General features: G+C 36.8%; 24 protein-coding genes and 2 tRNA genes. 9 read left to right on the plus strand and 17 right to left on the minus strand.

What is annotated here, in order from left to right:
- Positions 1-21: 21 nt before the first annotated feature.
- A complete protein-coding gene (locus C3V44_RS02685; RefSeq protein WP_034543339.1) occupies positions 22-1,560 on the plus strand; it encodes a YifB family Mg chelatase-like AAA ATPase in 1,539 nt (512 codons plus the stop codon).
- Positions 1,561-1,612: 52 nt separating this feature from the next.
- On the opposite strand, the gene C3V44_RS02690 is transcribed toward C3V44_RS02685, so the two are convergent.
- From C3V44_RS02690 to C3V44_RS02730, 8 genes are all read right to left on the minus strand, one after another.
- Entirely contained in the window at positions 1,613-3,655 is a 2,043-nt protein-coding gene (locus tag C3V44_RS02690; RefSeq protein ID WP_106095438.1) for a M3 family metallopeptidase, read from the minus strand.
- An 86-nt stretch (positions 3,656-3,741) separates the two neighbouring features.
- Entirely contained in the window at positions 3,742-6,501 is a 2,760-nt protein-coding gene (locus tag C3V44_RS02695; RefSeq protein ID WP_106095439.1) for a sodium-translocating pyrophosphatase, read from the minus strand.
- A gap of 296 nt (positions 6,502-6,797) precedes the next feature.
- Complete coding sequence (locus tag C3V44_RS11955; RefSeq protein ID WP_164996602.1) at positions 6,798-7,094, minus strand: hypothetical protein; 297 nt, start codon at positions 7,092-7,094, stop codon at positions 6,798-6,800.
- 51 nt (positions 7,095-7,145) lie between these two features.
- A complete protein-coding gene (locus tag C3V44_RS12555; RefSeq protein ID WP_106095440.1) occupies positions 7,146-7,277 on the minus strand; it encodes a colicin immunity domain-containing protein in 132 nt (43 codons plus the stop codon).
- A 144-nt stretch (positions 7,278-7,421) separates the two neighbouring features.
- A complete protein-coding gene (locus tag C3V44_RS02710) occupies positions 7,422-7,799 on the minus strand; it encodes a hypothetical protein (protein WP_009750455.1) in 378 nt (125 codons plus the stop codon).
- Between the two features lie 720 nt (positions 7,800-8,519).
- The gene (locus C3V44_RS02720) at positions 8,520-8,843 is read right to left on the minus strand and encodes a hypothetical protein (protein WP_106095442.1); all 324 of its coding nucleotides are present in this window, start codon (positions 8,841-8,843) and stop codon (positions 8,520-8,522) included.
- Positions 8,844-9,404: 561 nt separating this feature from the next.
- Positions 9,405-9,746 (minus strand): colicin transporter, encoded by a 342-nt coding sequence (locus C3V44_RS02725; RefSeq protein WP_002671873.1) that lies wholly within the window; start codon positions 9,744-9,746, stop codon positions 9,405-9,407.
- 360 nt (positions 9,747-10,106) lie between these two features.
- Positions 10,107-10,180: transfer RNA gene (locus C3V44_RS02730), tRNA-Met, on the minus strand.
- 93 nt (positions 10,181-10,273) lie between these two features.
- On the opposite strand from C3V44_RS02730, the gene C3V44_RS02735 reads away from it, so the two are divergent.
- The 5 genes from C3V44_RS02735 (at position 10,274) to C3V44_RS02755 (ending at position 15,909) form a co-directional block, all read left to right on the plus strand.
- The gene (locus C3V44_RS02735; protein WP_164996603.1) at positions 10,274-11,008 is read left to right on the plus strand and encodes a biotin--[acetyl-CoA-carboxylase] ligase; all 735 of its coding nucleotides are present in this window, start codon (positions 10,274-10,276) and stop codon (positions 11,006-11,008) included.
- Between the two features lie 196 nt (positions 11,009-11,204).
- A tRNA-Gly gene (locus tag C3V44_RS02740) sits at positions 11,205-11,277 on the plus strand.
- 176 nt (positions 11,278-11,453) lie between these two features.
- On the plus strand, positions 11,454-12,392 hold the full coding sequence (locus tag C3V44_RS02745) for a hypothetical protein (protein WP_106095444.1): 939 nt from the start codon (positions 11,454-11,456) through the stop codon (positions 12,390-12,392).
- Between the two features lie 74 nt (positions 12,393-12,466).
- On the plus strand, positions 12,467-15,319 hold the full coding sequence (gene carB, locus C3V44_RS02750) for a carbamoyl-phosphate synthase large subunit (RefSeq protein WP_106095445.1): 2,853 nt from the start codon (positions 12,467-12,469) through the stop codon (positions 15,317-15,319).
- A 158-nt stretch (positions 15,320-15,477) separates the two neighbouring features.
- Positions 15,478-15,909 (plus strand): hypothetical protein, encoded by a 432-nt coding sequence (locus tag C3V44_RS02755; protein ID WP_254425454.1) that lies wholly within the window; start codon positions 15,478-15,480, stop codon positions 15,907-15,909.
- A 108-nt stretch (positions 15,910-16,017) separates the two neighbouring features.
- Here the strand turns inward: C3V44_RS02755 and arsC are convergent, their stop codons facing one another.
- The 8 genes from arsC to C3V44_RS02795 form a co-directional block, all read right to left on the minus strand.
- Complete coding sequence (gene arsC, locus C3V44_RS02760; RefSeq protein WP_106095447.1) at positions 16,018-16,359, minus strand: arsenate reductase (glutaredoxin); 342 nt, start codon at positions 16,357-16,359, stop codon at positions 16,018-16,020.
- 27 nt (positions 16,360-16,386) lie between these two features.
- Positions 16,387-17,151 (minus strand): DeoR/GlpR family DNA-binding transcription regulator, encoded by a 765-nt coding sequence (locus C3V44_RS02765; RefSeq protein ID WP_002671857.1) that lies wholly within the window; start codon positions 17,149-17,151, stop codon positions 16,387-16,389.
- Between the two features lie 195 nt (positions 17,152-17,346).
- The gene (locus C3V44_RS02770) at positions 17,347-17,952 is read right to left on the minus strand and encodes a DNA polymerase III subunit gamma/tau (RefSeq protein WP_174683107.1); all 606 of its coding nucleotides are present in this window, start codon (positions 17,950-17,952) and stop codon (positions 17,347-17,349) included.
- Between the two features lie 11 nt (positions 17,953-17,963).
- Entirely contained in the window at positions 17,964-19,055 is a 1,092-nt protein-coding gene (gene dnaX, locus C3V44_RS02775; protein WP_009418257.1) for a DNA polymerase III subunit gamma/tau, read from the minus strand.
- Between the two features lie 2 nt (positions 19,056-19,057).
- On the minus strand, positions 19,058-19,576 hold the full coding sequence (locus C3V44_RS02780) for a hypothetical protein (RefSeq protein WP_106095448.1): 519 nt from the start codon (positions 19,574-19,576) through the stop codon (positions 19,058-19,060).
- Between the two features lie 67 nt (positions 19,577-19,643).
- Positions 19,644-20,096, minus strand: a complete 453-nt coding sequence (locus C3V44_RS02785; protein ID WP_009418247.1) for a retropepsin-like aspartic protease — start codon at positions 20,094-20,096, stop codon at positions 19,644-19,646.
- Positions 20,081-21,154, minus strand: coding sequence for a mannose-1-phosphate guanylyltransferase (locus C3V44_RS02790; RefSeq protein ID WP_002671844.1), 1,074 nt, complete (start codon positions 21,152-21,154; stop codon positions 20,081-20,083). Before C3V44_RS02790 ends, C3V44_RS02785 begins: the two co-directional genes overlap by 16 nt.
- A gap of 28 nt (positions 21,155-21,182) precedes the next feature.
- On the minus strand, positions 21,183-21,782 hold the full coding sequence (locus C3V44_RS02795; protein ID WP_002676771.1) for a SprT-like domain-containing protein: 600 nt from the start codon (positions 21,780-21,782) through the stop codon (positions 21,183-21,185).
- Positions 21,783-21,882: 100 nt separating this feature from the next.
- Here C3V44_RS02795 and C3V44_RS02800 point away from each other — a divergent pair, with 100 nt between their 5' ends.
- Complete coding sequence (locus C3V44_RS02800; RefSeq protein WP_106095449.1) at positions 21,883-22,404, plus strand: hypothetical protein; 522 nt, start codon at positions 21,883-21,885, stop codon at positions 22,402-22,404.
- 106 nt (positions 22,405-22,510) lie between these two features.
- Here the strand turns inward: C3V44_RS02800 and C3V44_RS02805 are convergent, their stop codons facing one another.
- Positions 22,511-23,485, minus strand: a complete 975-nt coding sequence (locus tag C3V44_RS02805) for a deoxyhypusine synthase family protein (RefSeq protein WP_002671829.1) — start codon at positions 23,483-23,485, stop codon at positions 22,511-22,513.
- Between the two features lie 470 nt (positions 23,486-23,955).
- Here C3V44_RS02805 and C3V44_RS02810 point away from each other — a divergent pair, with 470 nt between their 5' ends.
- Positions 23,956-24,672 (plus strand): hypothetical protein, encoded by a 717-nt coding sequence (locus C3V44_RS02810; RefSeq protein ID WP_106095450.1) that lies wholly within the window; start codon positions 23,956-23,958, stop codon positions 24,670-24,672.
- Between the two features lie 111 nt (positions 24,673-24,783).
- Entirely contained in the window at positions 24,784-26,859 is a 2,076-nt protein-coding gene (gene pta, locus C3V44_RS02815) for a phosphate acetyltransferase (protein ID WP_106095451.1), read from the plus strand.
- Positions 26,860-26,916: the final 57 nt, after the last annotated feature.

The following is a 26,916-nucleotide window of genomic DNA, read 5'->3' on the forward strand; positions in this document are numbered from 1 at the left end:
GTGCAAAAATTAGCCACAGAAATGTTAGTAAAGATTTACGGAAGTGCTGTATTTGGCGTAGAAGCCAGCACAATTACTATTGAAGTAAATATCGATAAAGGTATTGGCTATCATTTGGTTGGATTACCCGATATAGCTATTAAAGAAAGTAATTATCGTATAGCAGCTGCTCTGCAAAACAATGGATATAAAATTCCAGGTAAAAAGATAACCATCAATATGGCTCCTGCTGATATGCGTAAGGAAGGTTCTGCCTATGATTTAAGTTTTGCAATTGGTATTTTAGCAGCTAACGGGCAAATACAAAGTGAAGAATTAGAAAAATATATCATTATGGGCGAACTGTCCTTAGATGGCGGTTTGCAACCCATTAAAGGGGCGCTACCTATTGCTATTCAAGCACGCAAAGAAGGATTCAAAGGATTTATTCTTCCTAAGCAAAATGCTAGAGAAGCTGCTATAGTAGATAATTTGGACGTTTATGGTGTAGAAAATATAAAAGAAGTCATAGATTTTTTTAATGGAGAAAAAGAATTACAACCTATCGAAATAGATACACGCAAAGAGTTTTACAGAGATTTAGAATCTCCTGAATTTGACTTTGCTGATGTAAAAGGTCAAGAAACTGTAAAACGTTGTATGGAAATAGCTGCTGCTGGTGGGCATAATGTTATTTTAATAGGCCCTCCTGGTTCAGGAAAAACAATGCTCGCTAAGCGTTTACCCAGCATTCTTCCTCCGATGACACTTCACGAAGCTCTTGAAACTACTAAAATACACAGTGTAGTAGGACGTATTAGGGACACAGGCTTAATGAGCCATCGTCCTTTCCGTAGTCCTCATCACACTATTTCTGACGTAGCTCTCGTAGGAGGAGGTACTTACCCTCAACCAGGTGAAATATCTCTCGCACATAATGGAGTACTTTTTCTTGATGAGTTACCAGAGTTCAAAAGAGCTGTTCTCGAGGTAATGCGACAACCTTTAGAAGATAGAGAAGTTACTATTTCTAGAGCAAAGTTTTCAGTTACTTACCCCGCTTCATTTATGTTAGTAGCAAGTATGAATCCAAGTCCAAGCGGGTATTTTAACGACCCCGATGCTCCTGTTACTTCTACACCTGCTGAAATGCAACGCTATTTAAGTAAAATTTCAGGACCTCTATTAGATAGAATAGATATTCATATAGAAGTAAATCCTGTACCCTTTGAAAAACTTTCAGATGATAGAAAAGGTGAAAGTAGTCGTGATATCCGTAAACGGGTGATAGATGCTCGAAATATCCAAACAGAACGTTTCAAAGAATATGAACATATTCACTATAACGCTCAAATGAATACTAAACAAATTCAGAAATTCTGTAAAGTAAATACAGATTCTTTAACTCTACTAAAAGATGCTATGACGCGTCTCAACCTTTCTGCACGTGCCTACGACCGTATTTTAAAAGTAGCGCGTACAATAGCCGATTTAGAAAAGTCAGAAGAAGTACAACCTCATCATATAGGCGAAGCTATTCAATATCGCAGTTTAGACCGTGAAGGTTGGTTTGGAGGATAAAAGTAGATATTATAAAAAACAAAAAAGCAGGTTACAATAACCTGCTTTTTTATTACTTCAAACCACGTGCTTTGAGTAGTGGTTCAATAGCAGGAGCTTTCCCTCTGAAGGCTAAATACATCTTTTCGTAGTCCATTGTATTGCCTTTGGAGAGTATCAAATCTCTGAAACGTTGTCCATTAGCACGTGTGAGTCCGCCGTTTTCTTCAAACCATTGGTAGGCATCGTGGCAAAGCATTTCTGTCCATTGGTAAGAGTAATAGCCTGCTCCATAGCCTCCGCCAAAAATATGAGCAAAGTAAGATGAACGGTATCTTGGAGGTACTTCTTTCACCCATAAGCCTGTTCTTTCAAGGGCTTTCTTCTCAAAATCACTTACATTATTGATGATAGTATCCGAAGAAATAGTATGCCATTGCAAGTCTAAATTGGCAGCAGCCAAAACTTCAGTAAAGGCATAGCCCTCATTGAAGGTACTCGCTTTTTTTATCTTATCAATAAGTGCTTGTGGAATAGGTTGTTTAGTCTCGTAATGTATTGCATAGTTTTTAAGTACCTCAGGATACAAAGCCCAATGCTCATTGAATTGCGAAGGAAACTCTACAAAATCGCGTGCTACTGCTGTTCCTGATAAACTTGCATACTGTTGGTTAGCAAAGAAACCGTGCAATGCGTGACCAAACTCGTGGAAGAGCGTAGTAAGTTCATCGTAAGTAAGTAAAGCAGGTTTACCTTCGGCAGGTTTCACATAATTGCACACATTGTAAATAACAGGTTTAGTGCCTAATAACTTCGATTGGTTTACAAAGTTGCTCATCCACGCACCACCGCGTTTGCTCTCACGAGCAAAGAAATCACCATAGAAGAGTCCTAATGGCGTACCATCTTCTTCAAAAAGCTCATACACCAATACATCGGGGTGATATACGGGTATATCTTTGCGTTCTTTAAAGGTAATGCCATAAAGTTTGGTAGCTGCATAGAATACACCATTTTCAAGAGCATTTTTCAGTTCGAAATAAGGTTTGATTTCGTTCTCATCGAGGTCGTATTTAGCTTTGCGCACTTGTTCGGCATAAAAGTTCCAATCGTAAGGTTCTAAAGTAAAATTACCTCCCGTTTTAGTGATTTGTGCTTGTATTTCTTTAGCTTCTGTTTTGGCTTTACCTACTGAAGCAGGCACTAAATCTTTAAAGAATTGAGCAATAGCGGCAGGTGTTTTAGCCATAGTACGTTGCAAGCTCCATTCGGCATAGTTTTTAAAGCCCAAGAGTTCAGCTTTTTTAGCGCGTAGTAAGGCAATGCGTTTTAGGATATCATTGGTATTATGGGCTCCCCCATCGGTGCGATTCCAGCTTGCCTCAAACAATTGTTTACGAGCGTTACGGTCGGCTAATTCACTAAGGAGCGGTTGCTGAGTAGTGTTCACAATCGCTACTTTCTGACCATTAATAGTTTGAACCGCTGCCAACGAGCCTTCTAAAAGCGTTTGGTTAAAATCAGTTTCTAAAGAAGCTAACTCGCTGTTATATTTCTTTAGGGTTTCTTTATCTGTAGCCGATAGGTTAGCGCCTGCTACTACAAAATCTTCATAGTAATTTTCTAACAATTTAAGCGATTCAGCATCTAATTTCAAGCTCTCACGTTTATCGTATAAGGCTTTGATGCGTGCAAAGAGTTTTTCGTTCAGATGAATGCCATCGGCGTGCTCAGCAAACTTAGGTGATAGTTCTTTTTGCAATACTTTTAAGGTATCATTAGTATTTGCCTCAGTTAAGGCATTGAATACCGCTGAAGCGCGCTCTAACTCTACCCCACTTTTTTCTAAAGCGATAATCGTATTCTCAAAAGTAGGCGCTTCGTTGCTATTAGCAATAGCGGCAATACGTTCGTTTTGCAAAGCCATTCCTTTGAGCAGGGCGGGGCGGTAATGCTCGTCTTTAATTTTTGAGAAGTCGGGAGCACCATAAGGTAAAATGCTTTCTACCAATAGCGGATTGTTATCTGTATTCTCTGTCATTTTTGAAGTCTTTGAGTCGTTGCAGCCTACAAAAGCAGTGAGCAATATAGCTGCTGAAAATAAAGGTAATTTCATAGTTTTTAGGTGATTATAAAAGGGGTGTTCGAGGAACGGTTTTCCTCAAACACCCCTTTTGAGGTTATATAGTAACTAAAATACTGTTATTTAGCAGTTAAACGTATGTCGATACGTCTGTTTTTAGCTTTGCACTCAGGAGTATCGTTAGCAGGACAAAGAGGGTGTTCTGCACCATAACCTTGAGCGCTCAATTGTGCTTTGTTAGCACCCAATGCTACCAATTTGTTTAACACTGAATTAGCACGTCTTTCTGAAAGTTTCAAATTACCTTCGACACTACCCGTATTATCAGTGTAACCACCTAAACGAATAGCAGCTTTAGGATAAGCTTTCAAAATAGCTACAATGTTCTTTAATTGTTGTTCTGAACCTTCAGTAAGTTCATCGCTACCTGTTTTGAAGTAAGTTCTATCCAAAGTAATCCAGTTATCTTTGAACTGTTCTGGAGTAGTAAGGTTTTTATCTTCTATCAATTTTACAAGATGTGCTTCAGATGAGTTCTTTCCTACTTCTAACATTGTATTGTCAAAAAGGCTCAATTGGAATAAATCACCTACATTGTACTCAAAGTCACCATCGGCGTTAAGCTTACCTTCTTCAATAACAACTACTTCTTCCATAGGCATCACTCCCTCACCTTCTCCTTGACGGATTTGAGCTTCTACAGGAGCTCCCGTAGCATCAGCGGTATGTCCGCCCAAGATAGGAGCAATTACCAAACCTACTAAGCAAGTGAGTTTGATAAGAATATTCATTGAAGGACCTGAAGTATCTTTAAATGGGTCACCCACAGTATCACCAGTAACGGCTGCTTTGTGAGCGTCAGAACCTTTGTAAGTCATTTGTCCGTTGATTTCAACTCCTGCTTCAAATGATTTCTTAGCGTTATCCCAAGCACCACCAGCGTTGTTTTGGAATATTGCCCATACAACTCCTGATACAGCTACACCAGCCATATAAGCACCAAGAGCTTCAGCACCCATCACAAAACCGATAATAATAGGAGTGATGATAGTAATTGCACCAGGTAACATCATTTCGCGCAAAGCAGCTTTGGTAGAAATATCTACACATCTGCCGTACTCTGGAGTACCTTTACCTTCCATAATACCAGGGATTTCGCGGAATTGGCGACGTACTTCATTCACCATATCCATAGCAGCTTTTCCTACTGATTGCATTGCTAAAGCTGAGAAAATTACAGGAATCATACCTCCAATAAATAAAGCAGCTAATACATCGGCTTTGAAGATATTGATACCATCAATACCTGTAAAGGTAACATATGCAGCAAATAATGCTAAAGCGGTAAGTGCTGCCGAAGCAATTGCAAATCCTTTACCTACCGCAGCAGTAGTATTCCCTACAGAGTCTAAAATATCAGTACGTTGGCGCACTTCTTTTGGTAATTCACTCATTTCAGCTACACCACCAGCGTTATCGGCAATAGGACCAAAAGCATCAATAGCCAATTGCATAGCTGTAGTTGCCATCATTGCTGATGCTGCAATCGCCACACCATAGAAACCTGCTAAGACATAAGAACCCCAGATAGCTACGGCAAAAAGCAGTACAGAACCAAAAGTTGATTTCATACCTGTAGCCAAACCTGCAATAATGTTAGTAGCAGCTCCAGTAGATGAATTGCGTACGATATTCAATACCGGTTTTTTACCCAAAGCGGTAAAGTGTTCAGTAATAGCTGAAATGAGCAAGCCTACTGCCAAACCTACGATAGTTGCATAAAATACATTGATACTTGCAATCTCTTTCATTCCTTCACCAAAGAAACTCATTTGGATAGTTTCTGGTAACATATATTTAATAAGGAAGAAGCAAGCTACTAAAGTAAGACCTAAAGCTACATAGTTACCTGTATTTAGTGAACTTTGTACCTGTTTTTCTTTAGCGTCGTTGTTTTTAATGCCTACACAGAAAGTACCGATGATAGAAGCAATGATACCTACACCGGCAATTACTAACGGCAATAAGATAGGACCTAAACCACCAAAGGCATCAGTAAATGTACCACCATTTGCGATTGCCATATCTTTAATCACGTAGTTACCCAATACCATTGAAGCGAGTACAGTAGCCACATACGAACCAAACAAGTCAGCACCCATACCAGCTACGTCACCTACGTTATCACCTACATTGTCAGCAATAGTAGCAGGGTTACGAGGGTCATCTTCTGGGATACCAGCTTCTACTTTTCCTACGAGGTCAGCCCCTACGTCAGCAGCTTTGGTGTAAATACCACCACCCACACGAGCAAAGAGTGCAATAGACTCAGCACCGAGTGAGAAACCTGCTAAGGCTTCAAGTACGAGAGTCATTTCGTCATAAAACGATTTGCCTCCTACTACAAAAGTGTTTACAAAGAGGATGAAGAATAAACTCAAGCCTAATACTGCCAAACCTGCCACTCCTAATCCCATCACAGTACCTCCTCCAAACGACACTTTCAAAGCTTTTGGCAAGCTGGTACGAGCCGCTTCGGTAGTGCGTACGTTAGCATTGGTAGCAATACGCATTCCTATATTTCCCGCTAAGGCAGAGAAGAAAGCTCCACACACAAAAGCTACTACAATAAGCCAGTGAGAAGTTTCTACCATACGAGAAACGATAAATAAAGCAATAGAAGCAATAATCACAAAGAGTGCCAAAATACGGTACTCAGCATTGAGGAATGCCATAGCACCCTCTTTGATGCTTTTAGAAATACTTTGCATTCGGTCGTTGCCTGTGGTTTGTTTGTTCACCCACAGCGCTTTTGTAATCATAAAGATAAGCCCAAAAATTGCAAGGGCTAACGGTAAATATAACATCATTTTATCCATACAAATATTAGTAATTAGTTTAAATTAGGGCGTAAAAGTACGAAAGATAATTGTAATGAAGAAATAAAATGTTAAAAAAATATTAGAAACAGTAATTGATATCGGCTTTAAATACTTTTATCCCAAATTAAGTGTTTTAATTATTTTTACCTTTGCTTTTATGGGGTCACCTTTGATAATTCCCTTATTGATACACTCTTGTAACCCAAACTTTCTTTGCAGTAAATCCTGAATGACAATAATGATACTCGACAATATTTCTTCCGCTGTCTCTTTTACCACGGCTCGGTATAAATTTATTTGAAAAACGCACCGTAAATAAGAATACCGCCGATAACGGTAAAGAAAATACCGCCAATAAAGCCTATTATGCGAGCATTACCACGACCTAAATAACGACTTATCTGTCCCATTCCCCAATTGTTTTGATAATGCTTATCGGCAGCATACAGCCAATCCCAATCTCTCACGGCGCCTACAATGAGGCAAACGCCGAAAACAAAAATAACAACTGCTACTATTTTTCCGAAAATAGTAGGATTATTTTTCACCCATTTCTTAGTACTCTCTCGTCCATAGTTTATTTCCTTCATTTAAAATTTAATTTTCTTGCTCGTAGGTGGATATCAAATAATTTTTTTAATTCATAAAAAGTATTCTGATATTTTTTCTTGTTCTGTTTTAAACATCTCAAGAAAAGACTGTTCAAATTCTTTTGCGTCAATAGTATTGTCAGTAAACTTTGTAATTAGCTCAATATATTTATCTACTCCCATTTATCCTCTTCCTAAATTACTAAATGTTGTTACGTGCACTTGTTCTTTTTTATTTTTATTTAACCTTGTATCCATAGTGCCTCCTTTCAATGTTTTTATGATGTTTTCTACCTGTATTATAATCGTTACCTGTCTCGAGGTTGTTTATTCGGCAGCGCAAAGCTCATCCAGCTTTGCGATCAATATTTTATCCATCCATTTACAGATAATGGTATAAGCAGTATCTATTTTTTCTTCATTCGCTATATCAAGATACACTCCCTTGTTCCATAATGAATGATATAAAACTTGGCTATCGGCATCGGGGCTTGGATCATAGGGACGACGATTGATAATGTAGCATACATCTACATCAATTTTTTCATTTGTGTTCCCACTAAATGAAAAAAAGGCAATCATATAGGTGAATTTTTTGCTGTGCATTGTCAATGTTCTGTCAGACTTTTTATATTTAAAACCTAAAGTCCTATATTTTTCTTCCAGTTTATAGCCAAGTATTTGTACCGCCTCTTTAAATTTCATAAAAATTTTCCTTAATTTTTCTCTGATACATTAAACTTGTTCTGAAACTTCAGTTTCAGAACAGGTTACCTTGAAATGCGATGTTCTAAATCGTGCTATTTGCACGATTTAAAACTCGTCAACGTTCGATAACTCCGTTGTCGAACAGGTCTATTATTTAATTTATCAAAATATTTCTCCAACATAATTTGTATAAATTTTATTTTATTTAGTATTATATCTTTATACATTTTTTAGCTATAATGATTAGCTGTTTAATAGTGCTATTAATCCATATTTATCTAATAATAACGCTTTTAATTTCCTCTTCAGTATCAAGGTTACCCTCCGAACTTCAATTCTACCCCTCCAGACTTCAATTTTGCTTCTCCGGACTTCAATTTTACTCCTCCGAACCTCAATTTTACTCCTCCGAACCTCAATTTTACTCCTTCGGACTTCAATTTTACTCCTCCGAACCTCAAATACACCACAACGGAGCATTGCAAGACCGCAACAGAGTACTACAAGACTGCAACGGAGCACTACAAGACTGCAACGGAGGGCTTCTGAAGTGATAATTTGGTGTAAAATTATCCTATGGAGGACTAAAAAACACCTACGAAGGGCTAAAAGAAAACAAATATTTTATATTTGAACTCTATCTTTTTGGCCGTCGGGGCGATTACACTCTTTAAACTTCCGTTGTCGTTCCATTCGTAGCTGCAGTAATAGAGGATATTATTTCTTTTCTAATACATCTATTAATTTTAACTTCCAATCCGTGTTCCATTCATTTTCAATTGCTTTTGAGTAATTCTTTATACGATAATAATCATCAACGTCTTTATGGTAAATAAAGCAATTATCGACACAGTTAATTATCCATTTTAAAATCTCAATTTCCTTGACATCTAATTTATTGAATAAAGCATAATTGATAAGTTCCTTTAATTTATCAGTATCAAAATACTGCTCTTCAAACAATTTATAACAAAAAGTATCTTCTATATCATCATTTTTATTCTTTATAATCAGATTATTGTCCTTGATATTCTGTTCCATTTTTTTGCTTTTTTGTTTTTTTCACTTAAATCCCCATCAAGATTTATTACTGCTTTTGATTTATTACTACTATTAAACTCCTCATAATAGTCTTTGTGAAAATTACCCAAATAAAAATAGTCTCCTTTATTGTACTTAATTCCTTCTCCTGACTATAATACCGCTTGTAGTTATACACCAGTGTCGTTTCAGTGTCAAGGTTACCTTCCGAACTTCAAATGCACCACAACGGAGCATTACAGGACTGCAACGGAGGGCTTCTGAAGTGATAATTTGGTGTAAAATTATCCTATGGAGGACTAAAAAACACCTACAAAGGGCTAAAAAAGAAGTTCGTACTACTAAAAAACTCCATCGGAGTTGTTTTATAGCAGTTCCGATGGAGAGTAAAAAAGAAAACAACTACTTTATGCTTCTTTAGACAAGTCTTTACCTCTATTTTTAGCAAAAAACTACTTATAGACATAGCCATATTTATGCCACAAAGGTAATGAATTATTTTTAACTCGCCAAAAAAAGTATAAAAATATATATTTTTTCATCTTATTCTAATAGTTTGTGTTAGGACAAATTTTCTTTATAAATAGTTACTATAAAAACATCGTAACTATCCATTTCCTCTTTTACAAACTCTTCTGCTAATCTATTATTATATTCTAAGGAAGGATTGGAATTACTTTTAGGGTTAAAACAGCTGTCCCAAATACAATCAATTCGAGCCTCAAAACCAGGATTATGCCAAATGCCTCCTTCTATTCTCCAAACATACATCTCTCTACGAGTACATTCTTTACAAACATCAATAGCAGCTGAAGAGGATAGTTTCATAACACTATTCCCGTCTAACTCAAAAAACAGTATAAAATTCTCATATCGCTTATTTCTATCAACTCTTGTATTCATATTATTTTATTAAGATTTATCAAGCCAATTTATTCGCTGTTAGCAGCAATCTAATTTGTATCATTTCCAAAAACTGAGGTAGTATTATTTCTTTCTAATCCATTGGAAGTTCTATTAAGCAGAATATCATTAAGAAAGTTAATCATCATACTCTTTCGTAACTACTTGAATGGCACGATTTTTGAGCCCGCTCCCTATCGAGTGGTAACATCATTATTAGCATTGTAAATTCAGGGCTTAGTGTAGAGACTTTTGTTTTTCAGAGCATTTTCGTTTCTTAATTTTCACTAAATTATTCATACATAAAAAAACGAGTGATTTATGAATATAAACCACTCATTTTCTTTTGTTTAATCTTAGTAGCGAAGACGGGATTTGAACCCGTGACCTTTGGGTTATGAATCCAACGCTCTAACCACCTGAGCTACCTCGCCATCTATTTTGTTATGCCTTATTTTGACTTTGCGGGTGCAAATGTACTACATTTTTTTATACTACCAAATTTTTATAACTATTTTTTACTTTTTATGAACATCATTACCTTAAAAAGCATTGATTCTACTAATCAGTACTTAAAAAATTTAATACATATTCAGGATTCTCTTCCTAATTTTTTAGTGGTCTGGACACCTCAGCAAACTGCAGGTATAGGACAATATGGAACAAAATGGACAAGTGAACCCTATCAGAATCTTACCTTTAGTGTTTTATTTCTTCCTGAGCATTTAGATTTAAAAGATGCTTTTTTGCTCAATATGCTTGTACCTATTGCAATAATGAAAGTATTAGAGAAATTAAACATTCCTAATATAAATATTAAATGGCCTAATGATATCCTTTCTCAACGTTACAAAATAGGCGGAATATTAATAGAAAATACCATTCAAAAAACTAAAATTGAGAAATGTGTAATCGGTATTGGGCTCAATCTTAACCAAACAAATTTCGATGGCTTACCTAAAGCCTCTTCTTTAAAAAATTTAACTGGTAAAGATTTTGAAATAGAACAAGTGATGAAACTAATCCTTTCTGAATTAGAATCAAACCTTTCCACACTTCCTCAACAGTCTTTCGAAAGCGTTTATACTATTTACCAGAAATATCTATTCCAACTAAATAGAGTATCCGTTTTCCGTTCTTGCCAAGAAAAGAACTTTTCAGGCATTATAAGAGGTATGGAACCTTCTGGAAAATTAATTGTAGAAACGGAACAAGGTACTATAAAGACTTTTTCTCTTAAAGAAATAACTTTATTATACTAAATTCTTTCTGCATCTAACAAATGAAATATATGAGAAGCATAATAACTTCACCTGGTTTCAATTCCATCATACCTTAAGCAGGCCTTCCTCTTTGTCATCCTCTTCTCACCTATTTTTTGCTTTTCTTAAAATAATTTGTACCTTTGCCCCCGTAAATGAAAAACAAATCAGTTGCAAATTTACTAAAACAAGATAAGCGAAAATAGCTCAGCTGGTAGAGCGCAACCTTCCCAAGGTTGAGGTCGCGGGTTCGAGACCCGTTTTTCGCTCTTTTTAATTTTCAATTATTAATTGTTAAATGAACACTTTTAAGAATATGAGTCGGTTAGCACTCTTTAGTGCTTTGATATGCAGTACTCGAAAGAGATACGCAGGGCAACAATATTCTTTATTATTATAGTAGCTATATTTTTCTTTTGAAAGATGTAGCTATTTTTTTATCGTTATGAAGCAACTACTCTTATTACTTATGTTTTTATCTCTTACTGCTGTGTACGGGCAGCATACATCGGGCGGATATAAGCCTTTCTTCTCCCAATACGGTCTCAAGGGAAAGGTTAAAAAACTTATTGAATATGATGAATACGGACTTTCAACAAGGTATTATTTCAATAAAAAAGGACAACTTGTTAGTTGCCAATCTTACAATAATAAAGGGAAAAAGATAAAGGAAATTATGTTTGAATATGCCAATGATGGTAAACTGAAAAAGAGAAAAAGCGATGAGTCGTTGTCGGTATTTACTCAGTTGCCTAATAATGTGGTGCAAGAGGCAGTAACTATAAATATAAGTGGTATCAAGGCGAGTAAGACTTACCTATATACGTATGATAACAAAGGAAACTTACTTTCTAAAGAGAGGAAAGCAAAAGGAAGTTATGATGGTATCAACTATAAAGAACTCTACGAATACGATAGTGCAGGCAGGCTTTTGGTAAAGAAATATGACCTTGCCTATATGAAAAATAGAAAAGACTCTTTTGGAGGGAATTACAATGAGAAAGACAATATGGAGGTGTATCAATACGATACTAATGGGCAACTGATAAAACATACTCAATATGATTCTTACGGGGAAATAGAGTTGATAGAAAACTATAAAAACGGTGTGCTTGTAGATGAACAAAAGTATCTGTCGAGGAATTTTAGGGAGAGAACGAAATACATTTACAACAATACTACACATCAAATAAAAGAAGAGTATTACGAGGATAAAACTGGTGCAAAACCTTCTTCTACAAAAGTTTATCAGCTTACTTATGATAAGATGGGGAATCTAATCCTAAAAGCCTTGATAGCAGAAGAATTGTCTGGGAAAGTCAAGAATTTTAAAGGAAATGATATCCAAATAGAAGAAAAACGAGAAATAGAGTATTATCCGTAAGACCGAAATAATACCAACCATACAACAAAATTCAACACCTGTAAATACTAAAAACACAGCAATATCTATATAAAATGCCAAAAAGAAACGACCTACATTGTGTTCTGATCATAGGATCAGGACCTATTATCATCGGACAAGCCTGCGAGTTTGACTACTCAGGCTCGCAATCATTGCGCTCTTTGCGCGAAGACGGTATTAAAACCATCCTTATCAATTCTAACCCTGCTACCATTATGACAGACCCCTCTATGGCGGATGTGGTCTATCTAAAACCTCTCACCACTAAATCATTAGTGGAAATTCTAAAAGCACACCCCGAAATAAATGCCGTACTCCCTACAATGGGCGGACAAACAGCGCTTAACCTCTGTATTGAGGCTGACGAAAAAGGTATCTGGAAAGACTTTGGGGTGGAAATCATCGGGGTAGATATTGATGCGATACAAATCACTGAAGACCGCGAGAAATTCCGCATATTGCTTGATGAAATCGGTATCCCTATGGCACCGTCTGAAACAGCTACTTCTTTCCTCAAAGGAAAAGAAATTGCACAACGTTTTGATTTTCCATTAGTTATACGTCCGTCCTTTACTTTGGGCGGCACAGGGGCTTCTATCGTCTATAAAAAAGAGGATTTCGATATGCTCCTCAATCGCGGTTTGGAAGCCTCGCCTATCCACGAGGTGCTTATTGATAAAGCACTTTTAGGCTGGAAGGAATACGAACTCGAACTCTTGCGCGATAAGAACGACAATGTGGCAATTATCTGTACCATTGAAAATATGGATCCTATGGGTATCCACACAGGGGATTCTATTACGGTAGCCCCTGCGATGACTCTATCTGACCGCATTTTCCAACGTATGCGCGATATGGCTATTAAGATGATGCACAGTATAGGCGATTTTGCCGGCGGTTGTAACGTGCAGTTTGCGGTGTCGCCTGATGAAAAAGAGGATATCATTGCTATTGAAATCAACCCACGTGTATCACGTTCTTCGGCTTTGGCTTCTAAGGCTACGGGTTATCCTATTGCTAAGATAGCCACTAAACTCACTATTGGCTACCATTTAGACGAATTACAAAACCAAATCACCAAATCCACTTCTGCTTTCTTTGAGCCTACATTAGATTATGTAATTGTGAAAATACCGCGTTGGAACTTCGATAAGTTTGAAGGATCTGACCGCACTATAGGCTTGCAAATGAAGTCAGTAGGTGAGGTAATGGGTATAGGGCGTTCTTTTCAAGAGGCATTGCAAAAAGCTACCCAATCACTCGAAATCAAACGCAATGGTTTGGGGGCAGATGGCAAAGGCTATAAAAATTACGAACAGATTATTGAGAAACTCACCTATCCCAGCTGGGATAGGGTATTCGTGATATACGATGCGGTACAGATGGGTATTCCGCTGAGCCGTATACACGAAATCACCAAGATAGATATGTGGTTCCTCAAGCAATACGAAGAACTATGTGCGCTCGAAAAAGAAATATCACGCTACAAAATAGACACGCTACCTAAAGAACTCCTTTTTGAAGCTAAACAAAAAGGGTTTGCCGACCGACAAATTGCTTATATGGTGGGCTGTTGGGAGAGTGAGGTGCACAAGAAACGCGAGGAACTAAACATACGCCGCGTGTTTAAATTGGTAGATACTTGTGCTGCTGAGTTTAAGGCGCAAACCCCTTACTATTATTCTACTTTCGAGGCACCTATTCGCACCGCTGACGGCAAGGAATACGTAGCCAACGACAGCGTAGTAACCGACCGCAAAAAGGTGGTGGTACTCGGTTCAGGTCCTAATCGCATAGGACAGGGTATCGAGTTCGACTACTGCTGTGTGCACGGGGTATTGGCTGCCGAAGAGTGCGGTTATGAAACCATAATGATTAACTGCAACCCTGAGACCGTTTCCACCGACTTTGATACGGCTAATAAACTCTATTTTGAGCCTGTGTTCTGGGAATATATCTATGATATCATTCAGCACGAAAAGCCCGAAGGGGTCATCGTACAGCTCGGCGGACAAACAGCATTAAAGTTGGCAGAGAAATTAGATAAATATGGCATCAAAATTATAGGTACTAGCTTCCAGTCGTTGGATTTGGCAGAAGATAGAGGTAGTTTTTCAACTCTACTGAAAGAGAATAATATTCCTTATCCACGCTTTGGAGTAGCCGAAACGGCTGATGAGGCACTAAAACTCTCTGATGAATTGGACTTCCCGCTACTCGTGCGTCCTTCGTATGTATTAGGAGGGCAAGGTATGAAGATTGTGATTAACAAAGAAGAATTGGAAGCCCACGTGGTAGACCTCTTGCGCAAGATACCTAATAACAAACTCCTACTCGACCATTATCTTGATGGTGCTATAGAAGCTGAAGCCGATGCGATATGCGATGGCGAGAATGTGTATATCATTGGTATTATGGAGCATATAGAGCCTTGTGGTATTCACTCAGGCGATAGTAACGCTACCTTACCACCGTTCAATTTGGGTGAGTTTGTATTGCAACAAATAAAAGACCATACTCATAAAATAGCCTTAGCACTCAATACGGTAGGGCTTATCAATGTGCAGTTTGCCGTAAAAGACGATGTAGTGTATATCATTGAGGCAAACCCACGAGCTTCACGTACGGTACCGTTTATCTCTAAAGCTTATCAAGAGCCGTATGTAAACTATGCTACCAAGGTAATGCTTGGAGAGAAAAAGCTCACTGATTTCCATTTCAATCCGCACTTAGAGGGCTTTGCTATTAAGCAACCCGTGTTCTCGTTTAACAAATTCCCGAACGTAGATAAGAAGCTAGGACCTGAAATGAAATCTACTGGCGAAAGTATCCTGTTTATAGATAGCCTTAAAGATGATGCTTTCTATGAGATTTATACAAGGAGGAAGATGTATTTGAGTAAGTAGTTGGGAGGCTCAACAGACAATTGTTTTATCATCATACACTTATCCTATACTTGTTCTATCTTATAGAGATGAGTAAGAGTAATGAAGAAAGAGAAATTAAGTAAGGTGTTTTTCGGTAAATGAAAAATATTGTACTTTTTCTTGTTAAAAACAAAAATATGAATAATAGTATACCAGATAACAATCGAACTCGAGCACAATTCAATGCTTATATTGGAACATATTTAAGTTTTAGAGGGTATTTAGAATCTTACTCAAATGCTTTTGAGGTATTAATCAAAGAAAATTATGGGATAGAAATTGATAAAGAAGATATAAAGGATTTTGAAATGTATTGTAAAGATGTTGAAAAACTAACTAATATTTTTCATTCATTGGATAAAAGCTCAGATAGTTTTAGATACTCTGTTGATAGAAATAACAACAATTCTTTTGATTATAAAGAAACTATCAATCTTCTTGATATAAAAGAACTCTTCGATAGAAGTATAATACTTTTAAAGTTTACAACATCTCTATTTGAAAAGTACACTATTCTTGTTGATAAAGTAGAAGATTCTTACATACATTCAGAAATGATAAACATATAAACACTATAATATGTTTCGTCTTATTTTCTTTAGAAAAGTTTCTAATAACCTACTAACTCCTTTTAGAAGATTTCTATAGCGTAAGCCACATTATTATCTTACTTCGAATTATATAATTTCTTTTATTCTTTCAGTAGGTCTCCCTATCACAGCTTTGTCACCGACTATTACGATAGGTCGCTCAATGAGCTGAGGATATTGTATCATTGCCTCTATGACCTCATCATCAGTAAGCATTTTTCCTTTGAACTGCTCTTTCCAAATATTTTCTTTAGTACGCACTAATTCAATAGGAGACATCTGTAACTTAGTGAGGAGATTTTTTAGTTCTTCTTTAGAAATACCTTTTTTAAGATAATCTACTATCTGATATTCTTTCCCCGAATCTTTTAAAAGCTCCAAACCACAACGTGATTTGGAGCATTTAGGATTGTGATATATAGTTATCATTCTTATATGTGTCAATCATTTTGATAATTAACAAATAATTACTTCTACACCGCGTTTTTCAAGTTCTTCTACAAACTCAGGGTCAGCACCTGCATCAGTGATAAGCATATCTATTTTCTCTACATAACAGATAAAACCAAAGCCTCGTTTGTGAATCTTAGAGGAGTCGGCTAAAACAATAGTTTTGTCTACACGTTCCATCATCTTCCGATTTAGATGAGCTTCTCCTACATTGGTAGAACTCAATCCATAATCAAGGTCAATACCCTCAACTCCTAAGAATAAAGTAGTACAAGAGAAGTTACTAAGAGTTTCTTCAGCAAGTACGCCAATAGTGGAGGTAGAGTTTTTACGAACTTCTCCTCCTAAGTGAATGGTATTTACACTAGGATTTTTGCAGACCTCTAAAGCTACTCTAAGGGAAGGAGTGAGTACTGTAAGGTTGCGTATGCCATAAATTTTTTGAGCTAAAAGATTAGCTGTAGTTCCTGATGAAAGTATGATAAACTCATTTTCTTTAATAAAGTCCAACGCTTTAGTAATAATACGCGTTTTCTCTTCTACGTTTTGAGTTTCTTTCTCAGTTATTGTTTGCTCAAACACATAACGCATTTGTTTACTAGCTCCACCGTGAGTACGATGCAAATAGCCTTCCTGTTCCAAGAGATTAAGGTCTTTACGTATAGTAACTACCGAAACTTTAAGCTTATCACTCAATTCATTTACACTGACGTACTTTTTAGTTTCTAAGCTCTCTAAAATCTTTGATTGTCGTTCATTAAGTACTTTCATATTTTATTAATTTTATTAATATTCAACTGTTTAATGTACCTCTTGTCTATACTTATCTAACCATAGACAAAACATCTTATTAAGATTATTTTCGGCAAAATTAGGCATTATATTGAAAAAAACAAAAGAATTAGAAAATAAAAAACACTACTAACTATAAATTATGTAGCACTGAGTTTTAAAAATACTGTTTTTCTATCCTTTTAAATTTAGTTCAAAAGCTCTTCTAAACTCTTGTAAGATAGGATTTTCTTCTAATAATTTCTCGTATTTATCTTCGGGAGTTACTACTATTCTTTTAGCTATTTCTTCATTTACACTTATCTCAATAGTAAGATCATAATTCTGCAAAGATTTGTGCAAATAATTTAAGAGTTTATGCTCCATCTGAACAATATCATTTTTAGCTGTATTACTTGATACTTCCAAATGAATAGTAGTTCCTTCTAATCTTAATATTGCAATTTTAAGAATAGAAGCTTGTATACGTTCACCTTTAACAAGTAATTCATCTATATAACGTTCCCAAAACTGATTAAAAGTCTCTTCTGAAAAACTCTCACGAGGTAGCGTATTAGGATCTATTACCACCTCTTTGAAATTCCTTTGATGTTCTGTTTTTAGATGTACACTTTTAATTGAAAAATTAGAAACAGCCTCTGTACGTTCCGTTTTACTAATAATAGGTATATTAGGATTAAATGTAGCTGTCGTAGTATTTGCATAATTTATAGGAGGGACAACGATAGGTGTTTGTGAGTTGAGCTGTACTTCTGTTGTATGACTTTGCCCATTAAACACATAAGCAGGAATTATGAAGCGTCCATCATTTTTTTTTTATCCCCCTCATAGGTCAGAGAGGCGAGTTGCATTAGGGCAACCTCCACTAACAAACGCTGATTTTTGCTGGTGCGATATTTTAGGTCGCAGTCATTGGCAATAGCAATAGCTTCCATTAAAAAAGGTACAGTAGCACGAACGCTCTGCTCAGCATATTTCTTCTGGGTCTCCTCCCCTACTTCCATTAAGGAAATGGTTGTAGGATTCTTGCATACCATTAAATCACGAAAATGACTTGCCAAGCCTGCAATAAAATGATTACCGTCAAAACCTTGTGCAATACTATCATTAAATGCGATCAATAGTTCAGGGAGTTTATTGTCTAAAATAAGATCAGTTACTTTAAAATAGACCTCATAGTCTAACACATTCAGTATTTCGGAAGTAGCTTGTCGTGTTATTTTTTCTCCTGAAAAGCTCACCACACGGTCGAAGATAGAAAGGGCATCACGCATCGCACCATCGGCTTTTTGTGCTATGATTTGCAAAGCTTCATCTTCTGCTTCAATCCCTTGTTGTTCTGCAATATATTTTAGGTATTCTCGAATGTCATTGATAGTAATACGCTTGAAATCAAATATCTGGCAACGTGACAATATGGTAGGAATAATCTTATGCTTTTCAGTAGTTGCTAAGATAAAGATAGCGTGTTTAGGAGGTTCTTCTAATGTTTTGAGAAAGGCATTAAAAGCCGCAGTAGACAGCATATGCACCTCATCGATGATATACACTTTATATTTGCCTACTTGAGGCGGAATACGCACTTGTTCAATCAGTTTGCGAATATCATCTACACTGTTATTAGAGGCAGCATCTAACTCAAAGACGTTAAAAGCAAAATCGTTTTCATCTTCTACCCCAGAAGTTTGTTCATTTATCTTTTTCGCTAAAATACGGGCACAAGTAGTTTTTCCTACTCCACGAGGACCTGTGAAGAGAAGTGCCTGTGCCAAGTGATTATTTTCAATGGCATTGAGTAGGGTATTAGTAATAGCTTGCTGTCCTACTACATCACGAAATGATTGTGGGCGATATTTGCGTGCTGATACTACAAAGTGGTTCATTTCTACTGTTTGTTAGTTTTATAAGTCCCAAAAACAAAATTAGAATCTACTATTTTATTGCCTTCTTGATTTACGAGTACCAAATCAGTGATGCTTATTTGATGGTCATAACGCAACAAAGCACCTGTTGTTTCATTATAAATGGGACGTGAGACAATTGTAACAGTTCCTCCTGTCGCTTCAATTTGCGAAGTAACATTGGGGGTAGCAGGAGGATAAGCATTACAAAAATAATTGGTAGTTACCGCATCGCTGAAAGTACGGTAATAAAGTTTAAAATTAGTGGGTATAGTGCCTGAAACAGTCTTTTCTTTATTTTCTAAAATATTAGCAGGTAAATTAAGAATAAGTGCTTGCTTTTGACTATATTTGAATAAAAAAGTAGCCGTAGTATCATTGGTCGTACAAGATAGCACATCAGAATTTTCAAATGAAATGGTATCTACTTCCAAATTACCATCATTGCAAGCTATTGCAAATAGCCCTATCACAAAGGCAAAATAAAGTGTCTTTTTACTCATCAAGTATAAATGTTTTTGCAAATGTACGAAAAAAATATGAACCTACAACAAGAGGTAATACATTTTGCTATTTAGGAGCCCAATAGAGATACAACCTTTTCTTTGCATAATCTATCACAGCTTTTCTCTTTTGGAGTACTTCAGCTCCTATAATACCGTGAACAGGAGGTGTTTGAAACTCTGCTAATGCTTCGTTTACGTGAGTTAAATCAAAAAGCACTAAAGGAAGTTTGTGCATACTCATTCCTCCTATCTCTAAGTGATTTTTTGCAGCAACTTGTGTTTCCATACCACTTGCTCCTGCTCCTGCTGCTTTTATTTCGGAGGCTTCGGCTTGCAGATTAAAATAAGTTATCCACTCTACTCCTACACAGGTGTTAGAAGCCCCCGTATCCAAAATAAAACGTCCTTCTACTCCATTGATTTTAGCTTGTAGAACAAAGTGTTTGGTAAGCGTAAATTCAAGAGGAACAGAGGTGTATCCCTTCTCGGTGAGTAACTTCTTTAATGTAATCCCCATTTATTCTTTACTTCGTTTACTATCTCTTTAATGTTTTGCTCTTTTGCTTTGGGATAAATCAACAATACATCGTCTCTATCTACCACTATGTAGTTCTTGAGCCCATCTATTACCACACATTTATCACCTTCGGTGCGGATAATATTATTTTCGGCATCTTTGAGTAATACTCTTGCATTAATTACGGCATTTTGGGCACTATCCTTAGGGGTCTTGTCGTGTAGAGAGCCCCAAGAACCTAAGTCGTTCCAATCGAAATTAGCGGGCAGTACATAAATGTTAGTAGACGGCTCTAAAATAGCGTAATCTACCGATATATTTTCAGCTTTCGGATAGGCTTTGGCTATAAAATCGACTTCGTTTTCAGTATTATAAGTAGCTTTACCTTTCTCAAAGAGTTCATACATCACCGGTTGATAGGTTTTATAGGCAGTAAGTACCGTTTGTGTACTCCATATAAAGATACCTGCATTCCACAAAAAATTACCTTGTTTTAAAAACTCTTTGGCGGTATCGTAATCAGGTTTTTCACGGAACTGATTTACTTTTTTGATATTAGTATTATCGTCTTTGTCATACTGAATGTAACCATAACCAGTGTTAGGGAAAGTAGGTACTATACCCAAAGTGAGGATATTGTCGGCTTTCTGTGCAGCATTAAAACAAGTAATCACATTGTGCATAAAAGCTTTTTCATCTTCAATCCACGCATCGCTGGGGGCTACTATCATTACGCCATTGGGGTTGCGTTTGTTCACTTTCATTGCGGCATAGAGTATACACGGAGCTGTATTGCGCATACAGGGCTCTAATACCAAGTTTTTAGGCAATATATTAGGAATTTGTTCCTCTACAATCTCTTTGTAACGTTCGTTAGTAAGAATAAGAATGTTCTCTTGCGGAATAAACTTCTGCAAGCGAGAATAAGTGCGCTGTAAAAGCGTTTGCCCTGTACCGAGCATATCGTGAAATTGTTTAGGATATTCAGTTGTACTTACAGGCCAAAAGCGCGAACCTATGCCTCCTGCCATAATCACTGCATAATAATTGTTCACCATAATATTTGTAATATTTTAATTCAAGTTTTTAAGCCTTTATGAGCTCTACTTCGGCGTGAGGTTGAAAGATATACTTCTTGCCTGAGCCGAGTTCCACACAATCATAACATTTCACACGGCGTTGTCCTTTGCGAAATACGCGTCCGTCTTTGATACGAAACGTACTACCTAAAGGAATCTCATAAATAAAGCTCATATTTTCATTGATATCAAACTGTTTTAGGGCGATTGTCAATGCGGGGTCTACATCACTAGTAGACATAGGGTTGAGAAAGTGCCGTTGTAATACCCCTAATAATTGCTGAGGAAATATCTCAGGAATGATAAAAGGTTTCATCAGTTGTTGGAAAGTGTATTTCCATTCGTTACCGTGAGGTTTGATAAGCCGTCCAAAGCGTTCAAAAGCTACCAGATGAGCCACTTCGTGAATAAAAGTTATCAAGAAACGATACTTATTAGCAGTAGCATTCATTGTGATGAGATGTTGCCCGTTAGGAAGTTGCCGATAGTCGCCGTGCCTTGTTTTTCGTTCGTTTACAATTCTCAAATAGATGTTGTTTACTTTTATCAGTTCGAAACAAGGTGTTACTGCGTTATCAGGTAAATATTTAACAAGAATTTCTCTCATAGCCTGCAAATGTACAAATAATATTTTATACCCACAAATAAAATTTGCCAATTTACTAATTTTCTCTACCTTTGCCGTGTTTGTTTGAAGAAAAGAAAAGATGCAATTTAAGAGTTATTTAAAATTCCTTTTAAAATCTACCAATGAGCACGGGGTGCACTCACCTTTTGTCTACAACTTTGTAACTCGTTGCTTGTACAATAAACAATTAGTAAATCGTCAAGAAATCAGGGGTTTTCCTCCTACCCTATCCAAAAGACAATTGGTGTTATTATTGAAGATTATTCGTTATTTAGAGGTAAAAACCATTTTCACTGATGAAGATATGCTAAATACTATAACTGCTTTAAAAGAAACCTGTAACATTAGCCTTCAGTTGCAACCTTCTGTTACATACGACTTGCTTTTTATCAATTACCCAAAAGAAGATTTAAGTATTTATTTAAATTATATGCACAACGATAGTATTCTTATCATCAACAATATTTACCAAAAAGAAAAAGCCTCTCTATGGCAAGCTCTTACTGCTAATGAAAGGGTTACGGTGTATATAGACGTTTACTCCCAAGGCTATATTTTTATAAGAAAAGAACAAGGAAAAGAAGGGTTCTATATAAGGTAAAAGATAATAAGGTAAAGCCAGCGAGGGCTCACAACTGGATATGTGAGTAAAAGGTAAAAGGGAACAAGTGCCACTATACTTGTTCCCTTTTACCTTTTAGTTGAAATTACTTACCTAAAAGATAAGCAAAAATAAGAGGTGCTACAATGGTAGCATCGGATTCTACTATAAATTTAGGGGTGTCAATATCTAATTTACCCCAAGTAATCTTCTCATTAGGCACTGCTCCTGAATAAGAACCGTAGCTGGTGGTAGAATCGGAAATCTGACAGAAATACGACCAGAAAGGTACGCCTTCCCATTCCAAATCTTGATACATCATAGGTACCACGCAGATAGGGAAATCACCCGCAATACCGCCTCCTATTTGGAAGAAACCTACGCCTTTACCCGCTGAATTGGCACGATACCATTCGGTGAGATAAATCATATACTCGATACCTGTTTTCACAGTAGAGGCTTTTAAATTCCCTTTGATTACATTGGCTGCAAAAATATTACCAGTGGTTGAATCTTCCCAACCTGGACATACGATAGGCAAGTTCTTTTCGGCTGCTGCCAATATCCAAGAGTTTTTAGGGTCGATTTCATAATATTGCTCCAATACCCCCGATTTCACTACTTGATATAGATATTCGTGAGGGAAATAGCGTTCACCTTTACTTTCGGCTGCGTGCCATACATCTTCTAAGTGTTTTTGTAAACGACGGAAAGCTTCTTCCTCAGGAATACAAGTGTCGGTTACACGGTTGTAATGACCGTCGAGGAGTTCTCTTTCTTGCTCAGGAGTGAGGTCGCGGTAATGAGGAACACGCTTGTAATGAGAGTGCGCTACAAGATTCATCACATCTTCTTCGAGGTTCGCCCCTGTACAAGAGATAATATCTATTTTTCCTGCGCGAATCATCTCGGCAAGCGAAATGCCTAATTCTGCCGTACTCATTGCTCCAGCAAGTGCTACGAGCATTTTTCCGCCTTCAGTGATATGGGTTTCATATCCTTTGGCAGCATCAACTAAAGCTGCTGCATTAAAGTGTAAAAAGTTTTTCTCGATAAATTGAGAAATAGGTCCTTTACTCATTTCTTTACTTTAAAATCTAAATTGTTGGTGCAAAGATAATACATTTAAATTTACTGACAAATTATCACGCACAAAAATATTATAATGATGAAAACGAGCTTAATAGTATAGGGCAAAATCAGGCATAAGAAATAAGAAAAGAAAACGAAATTATAAATAACAAGGAAATGTTCTTTTGGAAGAAAAAATCTTATACTTAGCTTATAGGGAGCTTATAGGAAGCTTATACGAATCTTGGACGATTGGTATAGAAAGGGTATGTAAATAGTTGATAATAAGAGGTTAAGAGTGAAGAAAAAAGGTAATTTTGAGGGCAATAAAACGAAAGAAAAACAAAGGAGTAACGAGCTAAGATACACGGACAAGAAGGAGCCAAATAAAGAGATGTGAGGTACAGAAACTTTCTTGTTTGATTAATTATTAAAAAATTCCTTATCTTTGTGCTTTCAACTGATATTCTTATAAGAACGATGAAACGACTACTTTTTATCTTTACTTTATTATTTTGCTCTTATGTGGTGAAAGCTCAAGAGAACGCACAAGCTTACAATCAAGTTATCAAGACTTTGGGAATTCCTAAAAACAAGATTGATAAAGACTTGTATACCGAAAAGGTATTGCCTTACGACACTCATAAATTGGTAATGGTATTTCCTATAAGAAAAGGGAACGATGAAAACGAGGCAATATTTGACCTTTATGTGGTGGTGTATGACTTCTTACAACAACGAATAACACAGTCGTATAAGGGAGTTGATGAGTATTATTCGGATGCTGTTGAATTACAAGAGCTTTCTATTGATACGGCTAAGTTTATACTTACCGAAGGAATACGTGCTTTTGGCATTCGGGCTTTCTATAAAAATGGTAGCAAAGTAAATCCTTATTCTGAAGAAACATTTAGTTTGTTTTTACCAGAAAACACTTCTCTTAAAAAAATACTGCATCAATATCAATTAAGTACATATAACGGGGAATGGAACTATAACTGTGAAGGAAGTTGGTCAGATGAGAGTAATTCTATGTTTATAATGGATAGTAAAAAAACAAATGGCTATTTCAACATTAAGGATAAACAGACTTTTATTAAAAAGGCTACAGATAAAAATTGCGATGATAAAGTAGTGGAAAAAAGCACTAAAACTGTATTCTTGAAATATAACGGCAAGGAGTATAAAGAAGAATAGATATTGATTATTGAGGTATTAAAAATAAAAATATCTTTTTTATGTTGCTTTCTTAAATTATATTGTTACCTTTGCAACTTAATATATAAACACTAAAAAGTAAATAAAAAAATGAATAAATCTGTTTATATCATCGCTACCAATGCACACAGCGGTAAGTCGGTGGTGAGTTTGGGTGTGTTGCAAATGATTATGCGCAACACTGCTAAGGTAGGTTATTTTAGACCTATTGTAGAAAGTAAATCTAAAAAAGACACTTTCATCGAGACCGTCTTGGAGCACTTTCAGCTCGATATGAATTACGATGAAGCCTATGCTTACACACGTCAGGAGGTTATCGCTCTTAAAAACGAAGGTAATATAGGAGAAGTATACGACACTATCATCAAAAAATACAAAGCCTTAGAAAGCAAATTCGACTTTGTTTTAGTGGATAGTTCAAGTACTATAGACGATAGCTATTTCGACACAAACTTCAACGCTTCGGTAGCACAAAGTCTCAACATTCCTGCTTTGATAGTGCTTAAAGACAACTTTTCATCAGAAGATGAATTGGTGAACCAAGTACAGGCAGATCTTAACAACTTCTTGGAAAAAGATTTGCGCGTACTTAGCGTATTTGTAAACAAGGCTACTAATGCCACTGCTGATACGCTCAGCAAATTAGAACAACGTTTTAAAGATATAACCTTCACTTTGATTCCGCGTAAAGAAGAGCTTTCACGCCCTACTATCCGCGAGATAGCCAATGCACTCAACGTTGAATTTCTTTACAAAGGCGACAATATAGACGTTACCACCAAACGTACCATTGTGGGAGCTATGCAACTTTCTAACTATTTAGCCAAACTAAACGAAGATACTTTGGCTGTACTCCCTACCGACCGTATTGACCTCATAGCAGGTTCTTTGATGGCTAACTATTCTAATTTCTCTAATATCAAAGGGGTAGTACTATACGGCGACTTAACCCCTGACCCTTCAATGAGTAAGATTTTAGATGGTATCCAAAAGAACATTCCTATAATGATAGCTAAAACAGATACTTTTGAAACTGCTAATATCATTGGGAATACAAAATCAAGCATCTATCCTGAAAATACTGAAAAGGTAAAAATGCTTCTTCAACTATTTGATGAAAATGTAGATGCTGCGAAACTCAACAGCAGTATAGCCTCTTTCAAATCGGAAACTATTACCCCTCGTATGTTTCAATACAATATGGTACAAAAAGCACGTGCAGGACAAAAACGCATTGTGTTACCAGAAGGTACTGACGACCGTATTCTTACTGCGGCTTCTCAATTGGCAGAGGACGAACTCGTTTACCTCACTATCTTGGGAGAGCCCGAAGCGATTAAAACACGAGCTAAGAACATTTTGGGCTTGAAATGGAATGAAGAACGTATCAGTATTATCAATCCCGCTGAAAGTGATAAATATGAAGCTTATGCTGAAAAACTATACGAATTGCGCAAGAGCAAAGGATTGGAGCTTTCGCAAGCCAAAGACTTAATGCTCGATTCGTCTTATTTCGGTACAATGATGGTATTCTTAGGCGATGCTGATGGTATGGTATCAGGGGCTGTAAATACTACTGCCCACACTATCCGTCCGTCTTTGCAATTTGTAAAAACCAAACCAGGGGTAAACACCGTTTCCTCTGTATTCTTTATGCTTTTGCACGACCGCGTACTAGTATATGGTGACTGCGCCGTAGTGCCTAACCCTACTGCTGAACAATTAGCCGATATAGCTATTAGCTCTGCCGATTCAGCTATTGCTTTTGGTATTGAACCTAAGGTAGCACTCCTCTCCTACTCTTCTGGAGACTCAGGTAGTGGTGCCGACGTAGACAAAGTGCGTGAAGCAACAGCACTTGTAAAAGAGCGTCGCCCAGAGTTACTCGTAGAAGGGCCTATACAATATGACGCTGCGGTAGACCCAAAAGTAGGGAAACAAAAGATGCCAAATTCACCTGTGGCAGGACAAGCCAATGTGCTTATTTTCCCTGACCTTAACACCGGTAACAACACCTATAAGGCGGTGCAACGTGAAACAGGAGGTTTAGCCATAGGGCCTATGCTACAAGGATTAAAGAAACCCGTAAACGACCTCAGTCGTGGGGCTCTTATCCCTGATATTTACAACACTGTACTTATCACTGCGATACAATCAGAGTTTTAGTATCCTCCCTACCCCCTCTCCAAAGAAGGGGAAAACTAACGACTAATAACAAAAGAC

Origin of the sequence: Capnocytophaga sp. oral taxon 864, assembly GCF_002998835.1 — a bacterium.
GTDB lineage: Bacteria > Bacteroidota > Bacteroidia > Flavobacteriales > Flavobacteriaceae > Capnocytophaga > Capnocytophaga ochracea.

Bases quoted from the DNA above. Each gene is read 5' to 3' on its own strand.
- C3V44_RS02685 (WP_034543339.1), top strand. From the start codon at position 22: ATGTTAGTAAAGATTTACGGAAGTGCTGTATTTGGCGTAGAAGCCAGC.
- C3V44_RS02690 (WP_106095438.1), bottom strand. From the start codon at position 3,655: ATGAAATTACCTTTATTTTCAGCAGCTATATTGCTCACTGCTTTTGTA.
- C3V44_RS02695 (WP_106095439.1), bottom strand. From the start codon at position 6,501: ATGGATAAAATGATGTTATATTTACCGTTAGCCCTTGCAATTTTTGGG.
- C3V44_RS11955 (WP_164996602.1), bottom strand. From the start codon at position 7,094: ATGAAGGAAATAAACTATGGACGAGAGAGTACTAAGAAATGGGTGAAA.
- C3V44_RS12555 (WP_106095440.1), bottom strand. From the start codon at position 7,277: ATGGGAGTAGATAAATATATTGAGCTAATTACAAAGTTTACTGACAAT.
- C3V44_RS02710 (WP_009750455.1), bottom strand. From the start codon at position 7,799: ATGAAATTTAAAGAGGCGGTACAAATACTTGGCTATAAACTGGAAGAA.
- C3V44_RS02720 (WP_106095442.1), bottom strand. From the start codon at position 8,843: ATGGAACAGAATATCAAGGACAATAATCTGATTATAAAGAATAAAAAT.
- C3V44_RS02725 (WP_002671873.1), bottom strand. From the start codon at position 9,746: ATGAATACAAGAGTTGATAGAAATAAGCGATATGAGAATTTTATACTG.
- C3V44_RS02735 (WP_164996603.1), top strand. From the start codon at position 10,274: ATGAACATCATTACCTTAAAAAGCATTGATTCTACTAATCAGTACTTA.
- C3V44_RS02745 (WP_106095444.1), top strand. From the start codon at position 11,454: ATGAAGCAACTACTCTTATTACTTATGTTTTTATCTCTTACTGCTGTG.
- carB (WP_106095445.1), top strand. From the start codon at position 12,467: ATGCCAAAAAGAAACGACCTACATTGTGTTCTGATCATAGGATCAGGA.
- C3V44_RS02755 (WP_254425454.1), top strand. From the start codon at position 15,478: ATGAATAATAGTATACCAGATAACAATCGAACTCGAGCACAATTCAAT.
- arsC (WP_106095447.1), bottom strand. From the start codon at position 16,359: ATGATAACTATATATCACAATCCTAAATGCTCCAAATCACGTTGTGGT.
- C3V44_RS02765 (WP_002671857.1), bottom strand. From the start codon at position 17,151: ATGAAAGTACTTAATGAACGACAATCAAAGATTTTAGAGAGCTTAGAA.
- dnaX (WP_009418257.1), bottom strand. From the start codon at position 19,055: ATGAACCACTTTGTAGTATCAGCACGCAAATATCGCCCACAATCATTT.
- C3V44_RS02780 (WP_106095448.1), bottom strand. From the start codon at position 19,576: ATGAGTAAAAAGACACTTTATTTTGCCTTTGTGATAGGGCTATTTGCA.
- C3V44_RS02785 (WP_009418247.1), bottom strand. From the start codon at position 20,096: ATGGGGATTACATTAAAGAAGTTACTCACCGAGAAGGGATACACCTCT.
- C3V44_RS02790 (WP_002671844.1), bottom strand. From the start codon at position 21,154: ATGGTGAACAATTATTATGCAGTGATTATGGCAGGAGGCATAGGTTCG.
- C3V44_RS02795 (WP_002676771.1), bottom strand. From the start codon at position 21,782: ATGAGAGAAATTCTTGTTAAATATTTACCTGATAACGCAGTAACACCT.
- C3V44_RS02800 (WP_106095449.1), top strand. From the start codon at position 21,883: ATGCAATTTAAGAGTTATTTAAAATTCCTTTTAAAATCTACCAATGAG.
- C3V44_RS02805 (WP_002671829.1), bottom strand. From the start codon at position 23,485: ATGAGTAAAGGACCTATTTCTCAATTTATCGAGAAAAACTTTTTACAC.
- C3V44_RS02810 (WP_106095450.1), top strand. From the start codon at position 23,956: ATGAAACGACTACTTTTTATCTTTACTTTATTATTTTGCTCTTATGTG.
- pta (WP_106095451.1), top strand. From the start codon at position 24,784: ATGAATAAATCTGTTTATATCATCGCTACCAATGCACACAGCGGTAAG.